General features: G+C 61.4%; 19 protein-coding genes. 6 read left to right on the top strand and 13 right to left on the bottom strand.

Annotated features, from left to right (window positions below; genetic code table 11):
- The first annotated feature begins 167 nt into the window (after positions 1-167).
- Together B3B04_RS10145 and B3B04_RS10140 are read left to right on the top strand one after the other, a co-directional pair.
- Entirely contained in the window at positions 168-1,760 is a 1,593-nt protein-coding gene (locus B3B04_RS10145) for a DEAD/DEAH box helicase (protein ID WP_292042503.1), read from the top strand.
- A 77-nt stretch (positions 1,761-1,837) separates the two neighbouring features.
- A complete protein-coding gene (locus B3B04_RS10140; RefSeq protein WP_292042501.1) occupies positions 1,838-2,896 on the top strand; it encodes a GGDEF domain-containing protein in 1,059 nt (352 codons plus the stop codon).
- 30 nt (positions 2,897-2,926) lie between these two features.
- Here the strand turns inward: B3B04_RS10140 and B3B04_RS10135 are convergent, their stop codons facing one another.
- The 11 genes from B3B04_RS10135 to B3B04_RS10085 are packed head-to-tail and all read right to left on the bottom strand — an operon-like array spanning position 2,927 to position 12,316.
- Complete coding sequence (locus tag B3B04_RS10135) at positions 2,927-3,745, bottom strand: MetQ/NlpA family ABC transporter substrate-binding protein (RefSeq protein ID WP_292042497.1); 819 nt, start codon at positions 3,743-3,745, stop codon at positions 2,927-2,929.
- A 17-nt stretch (positions 3,746-3,762) separates the two neighbouring features.
- Positions 3,763-4,419, bottom strand: a complete 657-nt coding sequence (locus tag B3B04_RS10130) for a methionine ABC transporter permease (RefSeq protein ID WP_292042496.1) — start codon at positions 4,417-4,419, stop codon at positions 3,763-3,765.
- Positions 4,419-5,438, bottom strand: a complete 1,020-nt coding sequence (locus B3B04_RS10125; protein WP_292042494.1) for a methionine ABC transporter ATP-binding protein — start codon at positions 5,436-5,438, stop codon at positions 4,419-4,421. Before B3B04_RS10125 ends, B3B04_RS10130 begins: the two co-directional genes overlap by 1 nt.
- Positions 5,435-5,833 (bottom strand): HesB/IscA family protein, encoded by a 399-nt coding sequence (locus B3B04_RS10120; protein WP_292042493.1) that lies wholly within the window; start codon positions 5,831-5,833, stop codon positions 5,435-5,437. Before B3B04_RS10120 ends, B3B04_RS10125 begins: the two co-directional genes overlap by 4 nt.
- A gap of 6 nt (positions 5,834-5,839) precedes the next feature.
- Positions 5,840-6,238 carry an SUF system Fe-S cluster assembly protein gene (locus B3B04_RS10115; protein WP_292042491.1) on the bottom strand — a complete coding sequence of 133 codons (399 nt, stop codon included), beginning with the start codon at positions 6,236-6,238 and terminating at the stop codon, positions 5,840-5,842.
- A gap of 5 nt (positions 6,239-6,243) precedes the next feature.
- A complete protein-coding gene (locus B3B04_RS10110) occupies positions 6,244-7,497 on the bottom strand; it encodes an aminotransferase class V-fold PLP-dependent enzyme (protein WP_292042490.1) in 1,254 nt (417 codons plus the stop codon).
- Positions 7,476-8,498, bottom strand: coding sequence for a Fe-S cluster assembly protein SufD (gene sufD, locus B3B04_RS10105; RefSeq protein WP_292042489.1), 1,023 nt, complete (start codon positions 8,496-8,498; stop codon positions 7,476-7,478). The genes B3B04_RS10110 and sufD overlap by 22 nt, the downstream gene beginning before the upstream one ends.
- Positions 8,495-9,247 (bottom strand): Fe-S cluster assembly ATPase SufC, encoded by a 753-nt coding sequence (sufC, locus tag B3B04_RS10100; RefSeq protein WP_292042486.1) that lies wholly within the window; start codon positions 9,245-9,247, stop codon positions 8,495-8,497. Before sufC ends, sufD begins: the two co-directional genes overlap by 4 nt.
- A 13-nt stretch (positions 9,248-9,260) precedes the next feature.
- Positions 9,261-10,727, bottom strand: a complete 1,467-nt coding sequence (gene sufB / locus B3B04_RS10095; RefSeq protein WP_292042483.1) for a Fe-S cluster assembly protein SufB — start codon at positions 10,725-10,727, stop codon at positions 9,261-9,263.
- A 3-nt stretch (positions 10,728-10,730) separates the two neighbouring features.
- Entirely contained in the window at positions 10,731-11,867 is a 1,137-nt protein-coding gene (locus B3B04_RS10090) for a cysteine desulfurase family protein (protein ID WP_292042479.1), read from the bottom strand.
- Positions 11,864-12,316 carry an Rrf2 family transcriptional regulator gene (locus B3B04_RS10085; protein ID WP_292042477.1) on the bottom strand — a complete coding sequence of 151 codons (453 nt, stop codon included), beginning with the start codon at positions 12,314-12,316 and terminating at the stop codon, positions 11,864-11,866. The genes B3B04_RS10090 and B3B04_RS10085 overlap by 4 nt, the downstream gene beginning before the upstream one ends.
- A 161-nt stretch (positions 12,317-12,477) precedes the next feature.
- Here B3B04_RS10085 and B3B04_RS10080 point away from each other — a divergent pair, with 161 nt between their 5' ends.
- Positions 12,478-13,128, top strand: a complete 651-nt coding sequence (locus B3B04_RS10080) for an alpha/beta hydrolase (RefSeq protein WP_292042476.1) — start codon at positions 12,478-12,480, stop codon at positions 13,126-13,128.
- A gap of 125 nt (positions 13,129-13,253) precedes the next feature.
- Here the strand turns inward: B3B04_RS10080 and B3B04_RS10075 are convergent, their stop codons facing one another.
- On the bottom strand, positions 13,254-14,213 hold the full coding sequence (locus tag B3B04_RS10075; protein WP_292042474.1) for a DMT family transporter: 960 nt from the start codon (positions 14,211-14,213) through the stop codon (positions 13,254-13,256).
- The gene (locus B3B04_RS10070) at positions 14,213-15,379 is read right to left on the bottom strand and encodes an anhydro-N-acetylmuramic acid kinase (RefSeq protein ID WP_292042473.1); all 1,167 of its coding nucleotides are present in this window, start codon (positions 15,377-15,379) and stop codon (positions 14,213-14,215) included. Before B3B04_RS10070 ends, B3B04_RS10075 begins: the two co-directional genes overlap by 1 nt.
- A 179-nt stretch (positions 15,380-15,558) precedes the next feature.
- Here B3B04_RS10070 and tyrS point away from each other — a divergent pair, with 179 nt between their 5' ends.
- The 3 genes from tyrS to B3B04_RS10055 all read left to right on the top strand — a co-directional run bounded on the left by tyrS (position 15,559) and on the right by B3B04_RS10055 (position 18,261).
- Positions 15,559-16,815, top strand: coding sequence for a tyrosine--tRNA ligase (gene tyrS, locus B3B04_RS10065; protein ID WP_292042470.1), 1,257 nt, complete (start codon positions 15,559-15,561; stop codon positions 16,813-16,815).
- Between the two features lie 47 nt (positions 16,816-16,862).
- Positions 16,863-17,330, top strand: coding sequence for a thioredoxin-dependent thiol peroxidase (gene bcp / locus B3B04_RS10060; protein WP_292042469.1), 468 nt, complete (start codon positions 16,863-16,865; stop codon positions 17,328-17,330).
- 136 nt (positions 17,331-17,466) lie between these two features.
- Positions 17,467-18,261 carry a bactofilin family protein gene (locus B3B04_RS10055; protein WP_292042467.1) on the top strand — a complete coding sequence of 265 codons (795 nt, stop codon included), beginning with the start codon at positions 17,467-17,469 and terminating at the stop codon, positions 18,259-18,261.
- The last annotated feature ends 24 nt before the right edge of the window (positions 18,262-18,285 follow it).

Below are 18,285 nucleotides of genomic sequence, written 5' to 3'. Positions count from 1 at the left end.
TGAAACAGCAATGGATTTCGAAAAAAGTTGACTGTGGCGTAGGGCTTTACCTATACCGCCCCATGCTCGGAGCAGGACTGGCGATGCGCGCCGCCCGCTCGCCCAAGAGGGGCGGCTCCGTCAGCTAAAGGCGTCGTTGGCGCTATTCCTCTGTCCAACAGGACTACATGACCGAGTTTTCCAAGCTGGGCCTCTCGCCCACAACCCTTCAGGCTATCGCCGACACAGGCTATACCAACGCCACTCCGATCCAGGAGCAGGCTATTCCCGTAGCCCTAACGGGCCGCGACGTTCTGGGCATTGCCCAAACCGGCACCGGCAAGACCGCCGCCTTTACCCTCCCGCTGATCGAACGCCTGTCCACTGGCCGCGCACGGGCGCGTATGCCGCGCGCCGTGGTGCTGTGCCCAACCCGCGAACTGGCCGATCAGGTGGCCGAGAACTTCGCCAAATACGCCAAGGGCACGCGCCTCAGCTGGGTGCTGCTGATCGGCGGCGTGTCGATGGGCGATCAGGTCGCTATGCTGAACAAGGGCGTGGACGTGCTCATCGCCACCCCGGGTCGCCTGCTGGACCTGTTCGAGCGCGGCAAGATCCTGCTGACCGGCGTCGAGACCATGGTTGTCGATGAAGCCGACCGCATGCTCGACATGGGCTTCATCCCCGATATCGAACGCATCTTCAAACTGACGCCGCCGCGTCGCCAGACCTTGTTCTTCTCGGCCACCATGCCGCCGGAGATCACCCGCCTGACCCAGCAGTTCCTGAAGGACCCGACCCGCATCGAGGTTTCGCGTCCGGCCCAGACTGCCGATACCATTACGCAATACATCACCCGCCTGCCGGTCTCCGATCCGAAAGCCAAGCGCACCGCGCTGCGCATGCTGATCGAACGTTCGGACATCAAGAACGGCATCGTCTTCTGTAACCGCAAGTCGGACGTGGATATCGTCGCCAAATCGCTGACGGTTCATGGGTTTGACGCCGCACCGATCCACGGCGATCTGGATCAAGCGCTGCGCATGCAGACACTCGCCAAATTCCGTAGCGGCGAGCTGAAGCTGCTGGTCGCCTCTGACGTCGCCGCGCGTGGTCTGGATATTCCCGATGTCGGTCACGTTTTTAACTATGACGTGCCGCATCACGCCGACGACTATGTGCACCGCATTGGCCGCACTGGCCGCGCCGGACGTACGGGCGAGGCCTTCATGATCGCCACCCCATCTGACGACAAGTCGTTGGACAAGGTGCTGAAGCTGATCAAGAAGGATCCGGTCGAGCTGGCTCTGGAAGACGTCGACTTCACCGCCATTAAAGATCGCGCGCCGCGCAGCAGCGAAGGCCGCTCTGGCCGTGGCCGCCGCGAACGCACCCGCGAACCCAAGGCTGAAACGGATGCAGCCGAAGCGCCCATCGTGGCTCTGGAAGGCGATCCGCCCGCCGACGAAAAACGCAGCCGTCGCAGCCGCACCCGTCGCAAGCCGGATAGCGCCATCGAAACGCCGGTGATCGTTGAAGCCGACGCCCTGCCTGCCGATGCCTTTATCGCCGACGACGCCGTCGCAGTCGAACCCGACGCAGAAGCCAAGCCGACCAAGGGCCGTTCGCGCCGTGGCAACAACCGCAAGTCGGAAGGTGCCGCGTCTCAGGCGGTGGCGAAGTCCACGCCACAGGACAGCCAGAAGATCGCCACCCACAGCTTGGCTTTCGGCGACGACATCCCCAGCTTCCTTCGCCGTCCGGTTGTCATTCCGGCGTAAGGAATCGTTCACGCACAGGTTTAACCTCGCCGTTACGAGTTCTAACGTATGTAGAACCCCTTGGTGGGGGAAAACCTATGAACGCACAGGTCGAACTGACCGTACGCGGTCCTGAAGCCTATGATCTGGCCAAGTCGGCCATCGATTCCATGCGCGAACATGGCGTCTGGCCGACACCGCTTAATTTCGAGCTTTGGCTGCACTATGTCGGCGATCCTGACTGTCCGCTGGCGAAGGAATTGGACAAAGCCCTTCAATGCGGTCAGCCCTTTACCGAGGGCGTGGCCGAGACGCTTGCCAATCAATTCCTCCCGCGCAGTCGCCTGTCCGAGGAAATCCGTGACGCCGGCGCAGTGCTGGGCCGAGAACTGTCGGCGGTACAAACCGCTATCGACAAGGCGCGTCAGGTTCAGATCCAGTACGGCGAAACTCTGGCCGACGCCGCCGAGCGCATGTCCGGACCGGAAGCAGAAACCTCGTTGGGTGATGTTGTCGACATCCTGACACAAGCCACGCGCCGGATACAACGCCACACCAATGTGCTGGAGAAGCGTCTGGAGTCTTCGCACACCGAAGTCAGCAAGCTGCGCGAGCATCTGGAACAGGTACGCCGCGACGCTATGACAGATGGCCTGACCAACTTGGCGAACCGCAAGGCGTTTGACGAGCAACTGAACCGCCTGTGCGCCGAAGCCGATCAGCGCGGGACATCATTGGCGCTGGCCGTGGTCGATATCGACCACTTCAAACGCTTCAACGACAACTGGGGCCATCAGACCGGTGATCAGGTGCTGCGGTATGTGGCGACGGCACTGTCGCGCATGGCGTATCCGCCGAGGGTCGCGGCCCGCTATGGCGGCGAGGAGTTCGCCCTGATCTTCCCGCGTGAGGCTGCTCACGAGGTTCACGCGGCCCTGGATGCTCTGCGGTTGGAGATTTCCTCGCGTGCCCTGCGCCGTCGGTCGACCAATGACGATCTTGGTGTAGTGACGATCTCTGCGGGCTATGCCCTGCGCCAGCCGGGCGATACGCATCAGCAACTTATCGAACGCGCCGATACCGCCCTTTACGCCTCAAAGCGCAATGGCCGCAATCAGGTCACCTGTGCAGAAGACGAGATGTCGGACGCGGCCTGAGGGCCAGCGTCCGACGCGATCTCTAACGGATTATTGGGCCGGAACGACAGCGCCTTCATAGCGCTGGGCGATATAGGCGCGGGCAGCTTCGCCACGCAGAGCATTGGCCAGAGCCACCAAACGCGGGTCATTCTGGCGTGCCGGACGGATGACCAGATAGTTCACATAGGGGCTATCAGCACCCTCGAGGGCCAGCGCGTCGGTACGCGGCTTCAGACCGGCATCGAGGGCATAGTTGGTGTTGATCACAGCGGCGTCCACCTGCGGCAGAATACGCGGGATGGTGGCGGCTTCGACTTCGCGGAACTTCAGGCCCTTACGGTTATCCTGAATGTCAGCCACGGTTTGCAGCGGGTTCTCGCCCTTCTTCAGGGTGATCAGACCTGCCGATTGCAGCAGCAGTAGCGAACGGCCGGTATTCGACGCGTCGTTTGGCAGAACGATCTCTGCACCGTCAACCAGGTCTTCCAGCTTGGTAAACTTGCGCGAATACAGGCCCAGCGGCTCGACGTGGATGCCCGCCAGCGTGGTCAGATCGGTGCCGCGCGCGGCGTTGAACTCATCCAGATAGGGCTTGGTCTGGAAATAGTTGGCGTCCAGACGCTTCTCGGCCAGTTGCACATTTGGCTGGACGTAGTCGTTGAAGATCTTGACCTCCAGCGTCACACCTTCGGCCGCCAGCAGCGGACGGACCTGTTCGAGGATTTCAGCATGCGGAACAGCCGTGGCGCCCACGCGCAGCGGACCGGACGTGTCAGCCTCTCCCCCTCCACGACCACAGGCGGCAAGGGTCATACCCATGGCAGCCACAGCGGCGGCGTTCAGCAGGAAGGAGCGGCGAAACAGCATAGAGGCCTCGAGAATCGTCAGCGGTGCGACACTTTAGCGACCAGAAAGTCACCTAGCATCTGCAGAATTTGCACAAATACCAATAGCAGAACTACCGTCACGAACATGACGTCCGTCTGGAAGCGTTGATAGCCAAAGCGGACAGCCAGGTCACCCAAGCCGCCTGCGCCAACCACGCCTGCCATCGCCGTATAGCCTACCAGTGCGATGGCCGAAACCGTGGCCCCCGCAATAATACCCGGTAGCGCCTCCGGCAGCAGGGCGCGCGTTACGATCTGGAAGGTTGAGCCTCCCATGGCCTGCGTAGCCTCGACCACGCCGTGATCGACTTCGCGCAGGGCCGTTTCCACCAGCCGTGCGTAAAACGGTGCCGTACCCACCACCAGCGGCGGAATAGCGCCCATCACGCCTAGCGACGTGCCGACCAACAGCACCGTGATCGGCAGCATAACGATCAGCAGGATAATAAACGGCAACGAACGCAGCACATTGACCACGAACGACAGCACCGCATTGACCACGGGATTGGCAGCCAAACGGCCCTTGCCTGACAGGAACAGCAGCACGCCCAGCGGAATGCCGATGATCACCGTCAGCACCAGCGAACCACCCAGCATCAGCAGGGTATCGATGCTGGCCTTGCCGATTTCGGTCCAGTCTACATTGGCAAACATCAGCGTGCCCCCTTGGCCAGAGTGGCGACGTCCAGCGCATCGACAATCACGCCGCGCTGGCCAAGTTCGGTCATGGCCTTTTCGGCATCACCACCCGTAAAGGCCACCAGAAGCTGGCCGCAGGGTTCGCCGCGAATACGGCTGATGCGGCCCGACAGAATGGAGTAGTCGACGCCTACCGAACGGGCCACGCGGCTGAGTTCGGGGTCAAAGGTGCCCTGCCCACGGAAGGTCAAACGCGCCAGCGTGGCACCGGCCGGCACCGTGGTCGGGTCCAGATCGTCCTCGCCTTCGGCCACCATGGCTTGGGTCACCGGATGCTGCGGGCGCAGGAAAACATCGGCCGTCGCACCCTGCTCCACGATCTTGCCGTCCTTCAGAACAGCCACACGGTCGCAAACGCGGCGCACCACCTCCATCTGGTGGGTGATAAGTACAATGGTCAGACCCAGATCGCGGTTCAGCCCGTCCAGCAGGGTCAGAATGTCTTCGGTCGTTTCGGGGTCCAGCGCGCTGGTCGCCTCGTCGCACAACAGAACCTGAGGCTCGCAGGCCAAGGCGCGGGCGATGCCGACGCGCTGTTTCTGGCCACCGGAAAGCTGTTTCGGATACTTCTTGGCATGCTCAGCCAGACCCAGCTGGTCCAACAACTGCGCCGTGCGCACCTTCACCTCTGCCGCCGGGCGTCCTTCGAGGCGCAGCGGAAAGGCCACATTGTCCTCGATGGTCTTGGACGACAGCAGGTTGAAGTGCTGGAAGATCATGCCGATGCCACGGCGCGCCGAGCGAAGCGCGGCACCATCAAGGCCTGTGATCTCTACATCGCCGACAAAGATGCGGCCCTCGTCCGGCGTCTCGAGGCGGTTGATGGTGCGGATCAGCGTAGACTTGCCCGCACCCGAGCGGCCCACCACGCCAAAAATCTCGCCCTTGCCGACGGTCAGATCGACATTGTCCAACGCCACGCGTTCGCCCGCGCGGCTTTTATAGCGGCGCGTTACGCCCTGCAGTCGGATCATGAAGCCTCAGTACTGGTCGCCGGAATGATGGTGACGCTCTCACCACAACCGCAGGCGTCTGTCTCGTTAGGGTTTCTAAACACGAATTTAGAAGACAGCCGCGTCGTTTCGAAATCGATCTCAGACCCGATCAGGAACAGGATGGCCTTGGGCTCGATCAGAACCACAGCGCCCTTGTCCTCGACCACCTCGTCCATCGGACCGATCTCGTCGGCGTAGGCAAAGGTGTATTCCTGTCCCGCACAGCCGCCATTCTTGACGCCGACGCGCAAGCCGACGCATTTGCGGTCGGCATTGTCCATCAGCTCGCGCACGCGCGCCGCAGCGGCATCGGTCAGGGTCACGACCTTGGGGCGCGGGCGGCGCGGACGGGTTTGGGTCTGAAGATCAGTCATATCGCCTCAGAACATGTTGAGGGCCAGTTTGGCCTCATCACTCATTTTCGATGCGTCCCACGGCGGATCGAACGTCAGGTTGGCACGCGCCGAGCGCACGCCTTCCACGTTGGACACGGCCGCTTCCACCCAGCCCGGCATTTCGCCGGCAACCGGACAACCCGGCGCGGTCAGCGTCATGTCGATCACCACGTCTCGGTCATCGTTCACGTCAACGCGATAGATCAGGCCCAGTTCATAGATATCGACAGGGATTTCGGGATCGTACACGGTCTTGAGCGCCGCGATCAGATCGTCCGTCAGCTTGTCCAGCTCGGCCTGCGACAGAGCACTCTTTTGCGGCTCGTCCCACGTCTCGGCGAAGGTCGAGCTTTGAGTGATCGCGTTGTCAGTCTTGGCGTTCATAGTCGTCACACAAAGAAGTTGCGCGCTTTGATCAGCGCATCGGCGAAGGCATCAACCTCCTCCACCGTATTATATAGGGCGAAGGAGGCCCGAGTGCTCGAACTTACGCCCAAGCGACGCGCCAGAGGCTCCGCACAGTGCATTCCGGCGCGCACGGCCACGCCGTAGCGATCCATGATCTGGGCAATATCGTGCGCATGCGCCCCTTCGACAGCGAACGTCAGCAAAGCGCCCTTGCCTTTTGCTGTGCCCAGAATGCGCAGCCAGTTCTGGCCATGCAGGCGCTCTAGCGCACGGTCATACAGCGCCTGTTCGTGGGCCTGGATGGCGGCGGGATCAAAGCCCGACAGCCATTCCAGCGCCGCGCCCAGACCAATGGCCTCGACAATCGGCGGGGTGCCAGCCTCAAATCGGTGCGGCGGACGCGCATAGGTGATGCGCTCCTTCTCGACCACTTCGATCATCTCGCCACCACCCTGATAAGGCGGCAGGGCTTCCAGCGCCTCGGCCTTGCCGTACAGTGCGCCGATGCCGGTGGGGCCGAACAGCTTGTGGCCGGTCAGAACGTAGAAGTCGCAACCGATGGCCTGAACGTCGGGCGCAGCGTGCACCGCACCCTGACAGCCGTCGATCAGCACCATGGCACCCACCTCGTGCGCCAGACGCGTGATTTCGGTGACCGGATTGATGGTACCCAGCACGTTCGACATGTGGGTGACGGCTACTACTCTGGTGCGCGCGTTCAACAGGCCCTTGAAGGCCTCCATATCGAGCGAGCCGTCATCAAGGATCGGAGCCCAGCGCAGCACCACGCCCTTGCGCTCACGCAGCAGATGCCACGGCACAATGTTGGAGTGGTGCTCCATTTCGGTGACGATAATCTCGTCGCCTTCGCTCAGGCTTTGACCGATGCCGTTGGCGACCAGATTGATCGCTTCGGTGCCACCCTTGGTCCAGACAATCTGCTCGGTCGTTTCGGCATTCAGGAAACGCGCGACAACTTCACGAGCCTGTTCAAAGGCTTCCGTCGATTCATTCGACAGGGTGTGAAGTCCGCGATGGACGTTGGCATAGCTGCCTTCCATCGCCTGAACCATGCGGTCGATCACAGCACGCGGCTTTTGCGCCGAGGCAGCATTGTCCAGATAGACCAGCGGACGCCCGTTGATCTGACGCGACAGGATCGGGAACTCGCTCCGTACGGCGTACGGATCAAAAGCCTTGGTCACCTTGGCGTTCACAGGCGTTCCGTCAGCCATTGGCCTACCACTTCGCGCACATCTTCCTGTTCGATACGGTCAACGACCTCGTTCAGGAAGGCTTCGGTCAACAGGGCGCGGGCTTCCTCGGCAGTGATGCCACGGGCCTGCATGTAGAACAGCGCCGTCTCGTCCAGCGTGCCAACGGTATTGCCGTGTGCGCACTGCACGTCATCGGCATAGATGATCAGTTCCGGCTTGGCGTCGATCTCGGCACGCTCGCCATCGATCAGGGCGTTGTGGGCCATGCGCGCATCGGTGCCATCGGCACCACGCTCGACGATGATCTTACCCTGGAACACGCCGCGCGAGGTCTCGCGGGCCACGCCCTTGGTCAGCTGGCTGGTGGTGCCGTCCGCGTCCAGATGGTCCACAACCGTGGTCAGATCCGTGTGACGGCTGCCGGTCAGCAGATAAAGCCCATCCATCCGCGCATCGGCACCGTTGGCGCTGTGCGCCAGTCGGGTCTCGATGCGTTGCAGCTTGGCACCCGTGGTGAGAACCGTTTGACGGTAACGGCCGCCTGCAGCCAGATTCACATCGGCCTCTGCAATCGAAATAGCGTCGGCGGCATCCTCGACCAAAACGATGCGGGACACCGTGGCATCCGCCGCGATATCCAGTTCCAGACGGTTGTGCGCGACATAGGCCGCGCCCTGCCCTTCATGGCTTTCCAGCAATACCAGATTGGCGCCCGACTGGGCGACAATACGAGCCGAGGCAGCATGGCCGGTGCCTTCAGCGCGCGACACGAAGTGCAGCGCCAACACCTGCTCGCCCGACACGATGCGATCAGCCGCCGTTACCGCCTTGCCGTTCACAAACGCCATAGGTTCGGCATTCAGCGAGGCAAACGGACCCGCACCGGCCAACTCAGCGGCTGGCGACGCCGCAGGGGCCTCGCGCAGGTGGCGCGCCAGATCGGAATATTTCCAAGTCTCGACGCGGCGCGACGGAAAGGTCGTCGCGTCGGTCAGATCAATCTTGACCGGACTGTTCACGCGGCTTCACCCGGCAGATATTTGTCATAGCCCTCGGCTTCCAGCTGGAGAGCCAGCTCAGGACCGCCCGAGGCGACGATGCGGCCACCGGCCAGAACATGCACGCGGTCGGGTTTGATGTAGTCCAGCAGGCGCTGGTAGTGGGTGATGACCAGCATGGAGCGGTCAGCACGACGCAGCGCATTCACGCCTTCCGACACGATACGCAGAGCATCGATGTCGAGGCCCGAGTCCGTTTCGTCGAGGATCAGCAGCGACGGTTCCAGGACCGCCATCTGCAGGATTTCCATGCGTTTCTTCTCGCCACCCGAGAAGCCGACATTCAGCGGGCGTTTCAGCATGTCGAAGTCCATTTTCAGGTTCTTCGAGGCTTCCTTCACCAGCTTCAAAAACGCCGGGGCCGACACTTCTTCCTCGCCGCGCTGACGACGCTGGGCGTTCAGGGCCGTACGCACGAAAGTCATGGCCGGAACGCCCGGGATTTCGACCGGATACTGGAACGACAGAAAGACGCCAGCGGCGGCACGCTCTGCTGGGTCGAGGTCCAGCAGGTTCACACCGTTCCACGTCACCAAACCTTGCGTCACGTCATAATCAGGACGGCCGGCAATGGTGTTGCCCAGCGTCGACTTGCCCGCACCATTCGGGCCCATGATGGCGTGCACTTCTCCCGCCGGTACGTCCAACGAAAGGCCTTTCAGGATGGCCTTATCTTCGACCGATGCGTGAAGGTTATCAATCTTAAGCATTGTTTTTATTACCTTAGCCCACCGAGCCTTCGAGGCTGATGGCAACCAGTTTCTGTGCCTCTACGGCGAATTCCATTGGCAGTTCCTGCAGCACATCGCGCACGAAGCCGTTTACCAGAAGGGCCACAGCCTCTTCTTCAGACAGGCCGCGCTGTTGGGCGTAGAACAGCTGCTCTTCGGACAGGCGTGTGGTCGTCGCCTCGTGCTCCATCTGGGCCGAGCCGTTCTTGGCCTCGATGTAGGGGATGGTGTGCGAGCCGCACTCCTTGCCGATCAGCAGGCTGTCGCACTGGGTGAAGTTGCGCACGCCCGAAGCCTTGGGGTGCACCGACACCAGACCGCGATAGGTTGAGTCCGATTTACCCGCCGACACCGCCTTGGCGATGATCCGCGACTTCGAATTCTTGCCCAGATGGATCATCTTGGTGCCGGTATCGGCCTGCTGATGCCCATTGGTGATGGCGATCGAATAGAACTCGCCCGAGCTTTCCTCGCCTTTGAGGATGCAGGACGGGTATTTCCACGTCACGGCAGATCCGGTTTCCACCTGCGTCCACGACACCTTGGAGCGGTCGCCACGGCAGTCGGCGCGCTTGGTCACGAAGTTGTAGATGCCGCCCTTGCCCTCGGCATCGCCGGGGTACCAGTTCTGGACAGTGGAGTATTTCACCTCGGCGTCGTCCAACGCCACGATCTCGACGACGGCGGCGTGCAGCTGGTTTTCGTCGCGCATCGGGGCCGTGCAGCCTTCCAGATACGAGACATAGGAACCCTTGTCGGCGATGATCAGGGTGCGCTCGAACTGGCCGGTCTGGCTGGCGTTGATGCGGAAATAGGTCGACAGCTCCATCGGGCAACGCACGCCCGGCGGGATGTAGACGAACGAACCGTCCGAAAAGACGGCGCTGTTCAGGGCCGCAAAATAGTTGTCCGAGACCGGCACGACCGATCCCAGATATTGACGCACTAGTTCAGGATATTCGCGCAAAGCCTCGGAAATAGGCATGAAAATTACGCCTGCCTTGGCCAACTCCTCCTTGAAGGTGGTCACAACCGAGACGCTGTCGAACACGGCATCCACGGCCACCTTGGGCGCGCCCTGCACGCCCGCCAGCACTTCCTGCTCTTTCAGCGGAATGCCCAATTTGGCGTAGATTTCCAGAAGTTCCGGATCGACCTCGTCCAGCGACTTCGGGCCATCCTTTTTCTTCGGTGCGGCGTAGTAGTACAGATCCTGATAGTCGACAGGCTCATACTTCACCGCCGCCCAGGTCGGCTCTTCCATCGCCAACCAGCGCTCATAGGCGGCCAGACGCCATTCCAGCATCCACTCCGGCTCGCCCTTCTTGTCGGAGATGAAGCGGATAATATCCGCATTCAGACCCTTGGGCGCGAACTCCTGCTCGACCTCGGAGGTGAAGCCGTATTTATACCGTTCCAGCTCGGCAACGGTATCGATGGTTTCTTTAACAGCAGCCATAGTTTACGCGACTTCCTTCACGCGCGGAGCATGACGCGACTGGTGCTTTTCCCAAGCCGCGATCCAGACATCGGCAAAGCGAACCCAGTCGCTCTCAACCGTGCCCCATCCCCCCGAAATACGAACGCCACCCGTCGCCAGATGGTCCAACCCCATCGCGACCATGGTCTTCGACGGTTTGACCTTGCCCGACGAGCAAGCCGATCCGGCAGAGACCATAACCCCTGCCAAATCCAAGGTGATCAGCTGTTGCGGGCTGTCCCAGCCCTCAACGGCCATAAACAAAGTGTTCGGCAGGCGCGGCGCGCCTTCGCCAATGATGATGGCACCGGCGGCCTTCACGCGCGCCTCGGCGGCGTCGCGCCATGCCGCATGATCGACGCCCTCGGCCATCTCGCGCTGAACGGCGACAGCCGCAGCACCGAAACCGGCAATACCGGGCACGTTTTCAGTACCCGCCCGCAGACCACGTTCCTGACCCGCACCGTGTACGATCCGAATAGCCGACAGACCTTCGCGCATCACCAAAGCACCGACGCCCTGCGGACCGCCGATCTTGTGGGACGACAGGGTCAATGTGTCCGCACCCATGGCACGGATGTCGACGGCGATCTTGCCCAGCGTCTGGATGGCATCGACATGCATCCAGCCATCGTGGGCGTGTACCAGTTCCGCGGCCTTTTCGACCGGTTGGATCACGCCGCTCTCGTTATTGGCGTGATGCAGAGCCACAAAGGCGCGCGGACAGTTCGCCAGTGTAGCCTCCAGCCACTCCAGATCGGCCACACCCAGCCCGTCCACCGGCATGACCTCAACTGGCACGCCTGCATGTGCAGCGCTTTCGGCTACGCACGGATGCTCCGTTGCGCTGACGATCACACGCTGGCAGCCCGCAGCCACGGCGCTGGCGATGGCCTGCGCGTTCGATTCTGTACCACCCGAAGAGAAGATGACGCTGGTCGGGTCTGCACCCGCCAGTTCGGCCACGTTGGCGCGGGCCGTCTCCACACGGGCGCGCGCCTTGCGACCCAGCGTGTGGACTGCCGAAGGATTGCCACCCAGCGACATGGCGTCCAGCACAGCCTCACGAGCCTCGGGCCGCACCAGCGCCGAGGCATTATAATCCAGATAGACACTCATGCTGCGGCCCCGACCTCTGCCGGTCTGCGATTACGCAGCCGGTTGGTCACCACATCCTCCAGCGACACGCTGGCCAGATAGCGATGGATCTCCGCGCCGAGGTCTTCCCAGAGATTGTGGGTGATGCAGCGCTCGCCCGCCATCATGCAGCCACCAGCCTTGGCATGGCTTTCACAACGGGTAGCGCGAATAGGCTCATCCACCGCCAGAACAATGTCGGCCACCCACGTTTCAGACGCGGCCAGCGCCAGACGATAGCCACCGCCCGGCCCGCGCACGCTTTTCACCAGACCGGCTTTGCGCAGACGAGCAAACAGTTGCTCGAGATAGGACAGCGAGATTTCCTGACGCGTCGCGATCTCGGCCAGAGACACTGCGCGATCGGCACCATTTCGGGCCAGATCCGCCATTGCCATGACCGCATAACGTCCCTTTGTCGAAAGCCGCATCAAAAACCTCAAAAATTGCGCGCTTTTTAGGGTTGTTGTGGTAGAACCCGCGCCCTCACAGGCGAAATGCGACACGGCTTGGGATTTAGAAAATCCTACCTACGTAGTCAAGTATTCTGCCGCGATGAAATACGAGTTGAAAGACAGGGACAACGCGATCCATGCCTGAAGTCATTCTTCCTGGTGCTGCTGGCCGCATCGAAGGCCGCTATTCGCCGGGCAAGCGCCCGAACGCTCCGATCGCTTTGATCCTGCACCCGCACCCGAAGGCGGGCGGCCATATGAACAATCCGGTGGCAGTCACCCTGCACCAGCTGTTTGTGAACCGTGGCTTTGCGACCCTGCGCTATAATTCGCGTGGCGTGGGCAAATCTCAGGGCGAGTTCGACAGCGGCATCGGTGAACTGGCCGACGCCGCCACCGCTCTGGACTGGTTGCAAGCCAACAATCCTGCCGCGACCCAGACCTGGGTGGCCGGCTACCAGTTCGGTGCCTACATCGGCATGCAGCTGCTGATGCGCCGTCCGGAAACCGACGGCTTCATCTCGGTGTCGCCGCCGTCGAACATCTACGACTTCAGCTTCCTCGCCCCCTGCCCGGCTTCGGGTCTGTTCCTGCACGGCACCGCCGACACGGTCGTCCCGCCGGTTGAAGTGGAACGCGTGGTCAACAAGCTGCGCACCCAAAAGGGCATCGTCATCGACTACGAACTGGAAGAAGGCGCATCGCACTTCTGGCAGGATCACATGGGTGCCGTCGAGCGCCGCGTCGGTGCCTATCTGGACAAGCGTCTGGAAGAAAAGCCGGCGTGATAGATGGTGCGGTGGCATCGCCACCTCGCCCCTAAGCGCGCCCCGCAGGGGATCGCGGCTAAAGGGGCATTCTCTAGACTCGAGACAGCAAAAGAGCGCTTCCGGATAGGAGGCGCTCTTTTTTATTAGGCCTCCAGTTCCTTGACGGCCTCCGCCGCCGGACGGTGCGCTCTGACGCACCAGATCACGCTAACCACCATTAGGATCATAGAGACGATCTCGATCACCGTCGGGCCGCGCTGCTCCCAGATGAAGCCATAGAGGAAGGCAAAAAGGGTCTCGAACACGATCATCTGACCGAGCATGGTCAGTGGCAAGAGCCTGCTGGCGCGGTTCCAGAAGGCATTCCCCACGACCGAGGCCAAAACGGCAATGCCGAAGCTGATCAACAGGAAGCGCGGCCAGAAACCAGCCGGAAGATCACCGAGCGTCAGCACGGCCATCGGAACGAGCAGCAGCGACAACGCCCCCGTGACCACACCGATAAGCAGCGACCAGTCATGCGAGCTGACTTCGGTCATCTTGACCATCCAGCGGCTGTTGCCCACGGCGTAGGCGGTCCAGAGCGCCAATGCGATGAGCGCCGACACCAGTCCGATAGCTACCGACAGGCCAGTCGCATCGGCCGCCAGTTGACCGCGCATGATGCTCTCATAACCGATCAGTCCAATGGCCAAGGCCGCCACCGCAATGGGCGGGCCCACCTTGATTAGAGGTGGCGAATTCTGGTCACGCAGTCCCCATAGCGCCACCACGACGGGCACAGCGCCGACAATCAGCGCCGATGCAGCCACACCCGCATAGTGGACCGATACGACCAGAAACAGATAATAGACAACGTTGCCCGCAAGACTGAGCCAGACCAGCGCCAGCCATGCCTGCCGATCCAACAAACCCTTAAGTCGCTTCCAGCGCGGGGCGATCAGCAAGGCGGCGATGAGCCCGTACGCGATGTATCGCCCTGCGGACATAAGAAACGGAGAAGCCTCGGGTGCGAGCTTCGGAGCCAGAAACACCAGCCCCCACATTGCCCCTGCGCCCAGTCCACTCAGGACGCCCCAAAAACGCGCACTCGAAACGGTCATTAGATGTCTTCTGGTTCAGATCCGGGCTCGTCACCGGGATATACAGTGGAGCCTCCCGTCATCGGGCTGGCGACGCCCGTGGTACCTGGGAAGCTGATCGGTAGGCCCAGATGGCTGCGGGCTGCCAGATAGGCAAAGGCTTCGGCCTCGATGACATCGCCACGCCATCCCTTGTCCTCGGCTGTGGTAACCGGCATCGGGAGACGCTCGCGAATGGCATCCATCAGTGCCGGATTATGACGACCGCCACCGCAGACGATCACTTCCTTCGGCTGTTCACTGCAACGGGCAACGCCCAGTGCGACAGCTTCGGCAGCAAAGGCCGTCAAGGTTGTGGCAGCATCTTCGGTTTTCAGATGCTCGACTGGATCGAGCGAGAAATCGAACCGATCCAGCGATTTGGGACCCGTTGCCGCAAAATAGGGATGCGACAGATATTCCCGAAGCACTTCCGCATCGACGGTACCCGCTAGGGCCAACTTACCGCCGTCGTCCATGCGCTTGCGCAGTCGCGACTGGACCAGCTGGTCGACCATGCCATTCGCGGGCCCCGTGTCGAACGCTTCCAAATCGCCATTGGCACGGACCAAGGTGATGTTTCCAACCCCTCCAAGGTTCAGCACGGCCACCGGCCCCGTCAGCCCCGAATAGCGTACCAGCGCCGCGTGATAGACCGGGGCCAGCGGAGCCCCCTGCCCGCCAGCGACCACATCCGCTGTGCGGAAGTCATGGACAACCGGAAGGCCCAGACCATCGGCCACCGAAATGGCATCGATCAGTTGTACCGTGCGGCCCGACATATTGGCTGTCGGTGCCTCGTGCAGCACCGTTTGGCCATGCACGCCGACCAGATCGAGCGACGAAGACTTCACGCCATTCATCGCCATAAAGCCCATAGCCGCCGCTAGATGCGCATCGGCAATGGCATATCGGGCGTCGTCAAAGCTTTCAGGTTCTTCTTCGTCGCGTTCCCAATCGAAGGCATCCTCGATGGCGTACTCCACGGCCTCGCGCGTGTCGGGATCTAGTTTCATATCGCCGCACGGGCCGAAGCCTATAATGTCGTGTCCATCCGTCTCGATGACGGCCATGTCGACGGCATCCAGAGAGGTGCCAGTCATAAAGCCGAGGACACGAAGGATTTTGGGGGAAGCCTGATCAGTCATGCCGCTTGACTGCCACGGACCGCAAACTGTAGCTAGGCCTCATGATCGCGCGTGACGTTCTTTTCGTGACCTATTATTACGGCCTCGCCTAAGCGAGCGGCCGCGATCTTTGCCGCCCTACCCTTGGCGGCTGAATTCCCCGGAACATGGCCGCCAGTTTTGACTGTAACGGATCTGCCATGACCGAGACCGCCTTCAAATCCGACTTCCTGAAAACGCTTCAGGACCGCGGCTATATCCATCAGATTACGCACCCGACCGAACTGGACGAGGCGGCATCCAAAGGCATCGTTACGGGCTATATCGGTTTCGACGCGACGGCCCCGTCACTGCACGTGGGTTCGCTGATTCAGATCATGATGCTGCGCCGCCTTCAGCAGGCGGGCCATAAGCCGATTGTTCTCATGGGCGGCGGCACCACCCGCGTCGGAGACCCGACCGGCAAGGACACCTCGCGTCCGCAACTGACCGACGAAACCATTCAAGCCAATATCGACGGCATCAAAAAGGTCTTCGCCAAATTCCTGACCTTTGGTGACGGCCCGACCGACGCCATCATGCTGAACAACGACGACTGGCTGTCGCAATACGGCTACGTCCAGTTCCTGCGCGACTACGGCACGCATTTCACCATCAACCGCATGTTGGCTTACGACTCGGTTAAGCTGCGCCTCGAGCGCGAGCAGCCGATGACCTTCCTCGAATTCAACTACATGCTGATGCAGTCGGTGGACTTCCTCGAACTGAATCGCGCCCACAATGTCACCCTGCAGATGGGCGGCTCGGACCAGTGGGGGAACATCACCTCGGGGGTCGATCTGGTGCGTCGCGTGGACCAAAAGGCCTCGTTCGGCCTGACCACGCCGCTGCTGACGACCGCTTCGGGCGGCAAGATGGGCAAGACCGCAGGCGGTGCCATCTGGCTGAACGAAGAACAGCTGAGCCCGTACGACTACTGGCAGTTCTGGCGCAACGTCGAGGACGCTGACGTGGGTCGCTTCATGCGCCTGTTCACTGACCTGACGCTGGAAGAGATTGCCGCCTACGAAGCCATGGAAGGCGCGCAGATCAACGAGGCCAAGAAAGCCCTCGCAGACGCTACCACCACCATGATGCACGGCGAGGAAGCCGCCAAGGCTGCCCGCGCTGCTGCCGAGGCTGCGTTTGAAAAAGGCCAGCTTTCGGCCGACCTGCCGACGGTTGAGCTGCCACGCGATGAAGTCATCGGTGCCATGGTCGCCGCTGTCATCACCAAGGCAGGCCTGACGCAATCGAACGGCGAAGCCCGCCGATTGGCCCAGGGTGGCGGTCTGCGTCTGAACGACGTGGCTGTATCTGATGGTGCCCAGCTGATCGCCGAGGCCGACGTCAATGCCGAGGGCGTGATCAAGCTGGCGGCTGGCAAGAAGAAGATCGTGCTGGTCAAGCCGGTCTAATGACCACAACGGCGCGGGTGCGCCACCAAGTATCAGGAGTTGAGACCATGACCCAACTGACCGAAAACGCTGTCGCACCCGCTCTGGTCCTTGCCACCGATGGCGAGGGCCGGTTCGATCTGGCCGCCTTCATGGGCCGCAAAGTCGTTGTCTATTTCTACCCCAAGGCCGACACCCCCGGCTGCACGACCGAGGGGCAGGATTTTTCGACCCTGATCGATCAGTTCGAGGCGGCGGATACTGCGGTGATTGGCATTTCGCGCGACACGGTCAAAAAGCTGGACCGCTTTAAGTCCAAGCACGATCTGAAAGTCATTCTGGGCTCGGACGAAGACGGCATCGTCACCGAGGCTTGGGGCGTGTGGATCCAGAAAAAGCTGTATGGCCGCGAATATATGGGCATCGAGCGAGCCACATTCCTGATCGACCGTGAAGGCCGCATTGCCCGCGTCTGGCACAACGTAAAGGTAAAAGGCCACGCTCAAGAGGTACTTGAGGTAGCTAAAGAACTTTAAGAGCTCAAATATTTAGAAAAACGAACATTTCTCCGTTTGATCGAACCGCGATTCACGTTTGTTATACCTTCACCATAACAAAGATTGATGAGTCGTCCTCATCCCCCCAGCCGCAAGGCGATCAGCGGAGGCCTCTATGTTCAACAAGGGCAAGCCCTACGTGCCACCTCCTACACGTGCCATGGGTAGCACGCAGTCGTCTGACGATCTGCACGACATTGATGACGAGCTGGAACTCGAAGCCGAGATTCTGGACGAACAGGTCGGCACTTCGGCGCAGCCGACGTATAGCCCTGCCCCTGAAGTGCCCGAGCCGGCCCGGCCCCAGACCCTGGCTGCCGCCACTCCGGAGCCCGCCGCGTCTCCTACAACCTACGGCACATTCGGCCAATCGGGCCATGAACCTCTGACGGCATCGGGAGCGGGCGGTACCCCTCCCGTAGCCGCAGCGAGTGGCGGCGGCGCCGGAAGTGGATCGGGCGGTAGTTCGGGCGGCGGTTCAGGCTGGGGCAGCAGCTCTGGCGGCAACGGCGGCAACAATCGCGGCAATCCCCCTTCACGCCCCACCAGAGAGGTCACATCGGTGCTTGGAAATGGAATGACCTTCGAGGGTGATATCTCGGGGGTAGGACAGCTGGTCATCGAAGGCACCGTCAAAGGCGACGTTCGTGTCTCGCATGTCCTGATTAATCAAAACGGCTCCGTCGAGGGCACCGTCCACGCCGATGTGCTGGAGGTGCGCGGCAAGGTGACTGGGGCCATCGTGGCTAAACAGGTTCACCTGCATGCGTCGTCGCGTGTCGAGGGCGACATTACCCAAGAGCAACTCACCGTCGATCGCGGTGCATGGTTCTCGGGACGCTCTACCCAGGCCAAACGCGCCGAAGAAGACAGCGCTCCGCCCCCAGCGTCCGATCCGACCGGCGAATAAGCCGGCTGAGGCAGACATTAAAAA

It is taken from the genome of Brevundimonas sp. UBA5713 (assembly GCF_002419815.1).
Classification (GTDB): Bacteria; Pseudomonadota; Alphaproteobacteria; order Caulobacterales; family Caulobacteraceae; genus Brevundimonas.
This window is presented reverse-complemented; position numbering and strand designations above follow the sequence as displayed.

Coding starts and splice junctions, on each gene's coding strand:
- B3B04_RS10120 (WP_292042493.1), bottom strand. CDS start 5,833: ATGACTGATCTTCAGACCCAAACCCGTCCGCGCCGCCCGCGCCCCAAG.
- B3B04_RS10080 (WP_292042476.1), top strand. CDS start 12,478: ATGCCTGAAGTCATTCTTCCTGGTGCTGCTGGCCGCATCGAAGGCCGC.
- B3B04_RS10135 (WP_292042497.1), bottom strand. CDS start 3,745: ATGCTGTTTCGCCGCTCCTTCCTGCTGAACGCCGCCGCTGTGGCTGCC.
- bcp (WP_292042469.1), top strand. CDS start 16,863: ATGACCCAACTGACCGAAAACGCTGTCGCACCCGCTCTGGTCCTTGCC.
- B3B04_RS10075 (WP_292042474.1), bottom strand. CDS start 14,213: ATGACCGTTTCGAGTGCGCGTTTTTGGGGCGTCCTGAGTGGACTGGGC.
- B3B04_RS10070 (WP_292042473.1), bottom strand. CDS start 15,379: ATGACTGATCAGGCTTCCCCCAAAATCCTTCGTGTCCTCGGCTTTATG.
- B3B04_RS10110 (WP_292042490.1), bottom strand. CDS start 7,497: ATGGCTGACGGAACGCCTGTGAACGCCAAGGTGACCAAGGCTTTTGAT.
- B3B04_RS10085 (WP_292042477.1), bottom strand. CDS start 12,316: ATGCGGCTTTCGACAAAGGGACGTTATGCGGTCATGGCAATGGCGGAT.
- sufB (WP_292042483.1), bottom strand. CDS start 10,727: ATGGCTGCTGTTAAAGAAACCATCGATACCGTTGCCGAGCTGGAACGG.
- B3B04_RS10055 (WP_292042467.1), top strand. CDS start 17,467: ATGTTCAACAAGGGCAAGCCCTACGTGCCACCTCCTACACGTGCCATG.
- sufC (WP_292042486.1), bottom strand. CDS start 9,247: ATGCTTAAGATTGATAACCTTCACGCATCGGTCGAAGATAAGGCCATC.
- B3B04_RS10115 (WP_292042491.1), bottom strand. CDS start 6,238: ATGAACGCCAAGACTGACAACGCGATCACTCAAAGCTCGACCTTCGCC.
- tyrS (WP_292042470.1), top strand. CDS start 15,559: ATGACCGAGACCGCCTTCAAATCCGACTTCCTGAAAACGCTTCAGGAC.
- B3B04_RS10090 (WP_292042479.1), bottom strand. CDS start 11,867: ATGAGTGTCTATCTGGATTATAATGCCTCGGCGCTGGTGCGGCCCGAG.
- B3B04_RS10125 (WP_292042494.1), bottom strand. CDS start 5,438: ATGATCCGACTGCAGGGCGTAACGCGCCGCTATAAAAGCCGCGCGGGC.
- B3B04_RS10145 (WP_292042503.1), top strand. CDS start 168: ATGACCGAGTTTTCCAAGCTGGGCCTCTCGCCCACAACCCTTCAGGCT.
- B3B04_RS10140 (WP_292042501.1), top strand. CDS start 1,838: ATGAACGCACAGGTCGAACTGACCGTACGCGGTCCTGAAGCCTATGAT.
- B3B04_RS10130 (WP_292042496.1), bottom strand. CDS start 4,419: ATGTTTGCCAATGTAGACTGGACCGAAATCGGCAAGGCCAGCATCGAT.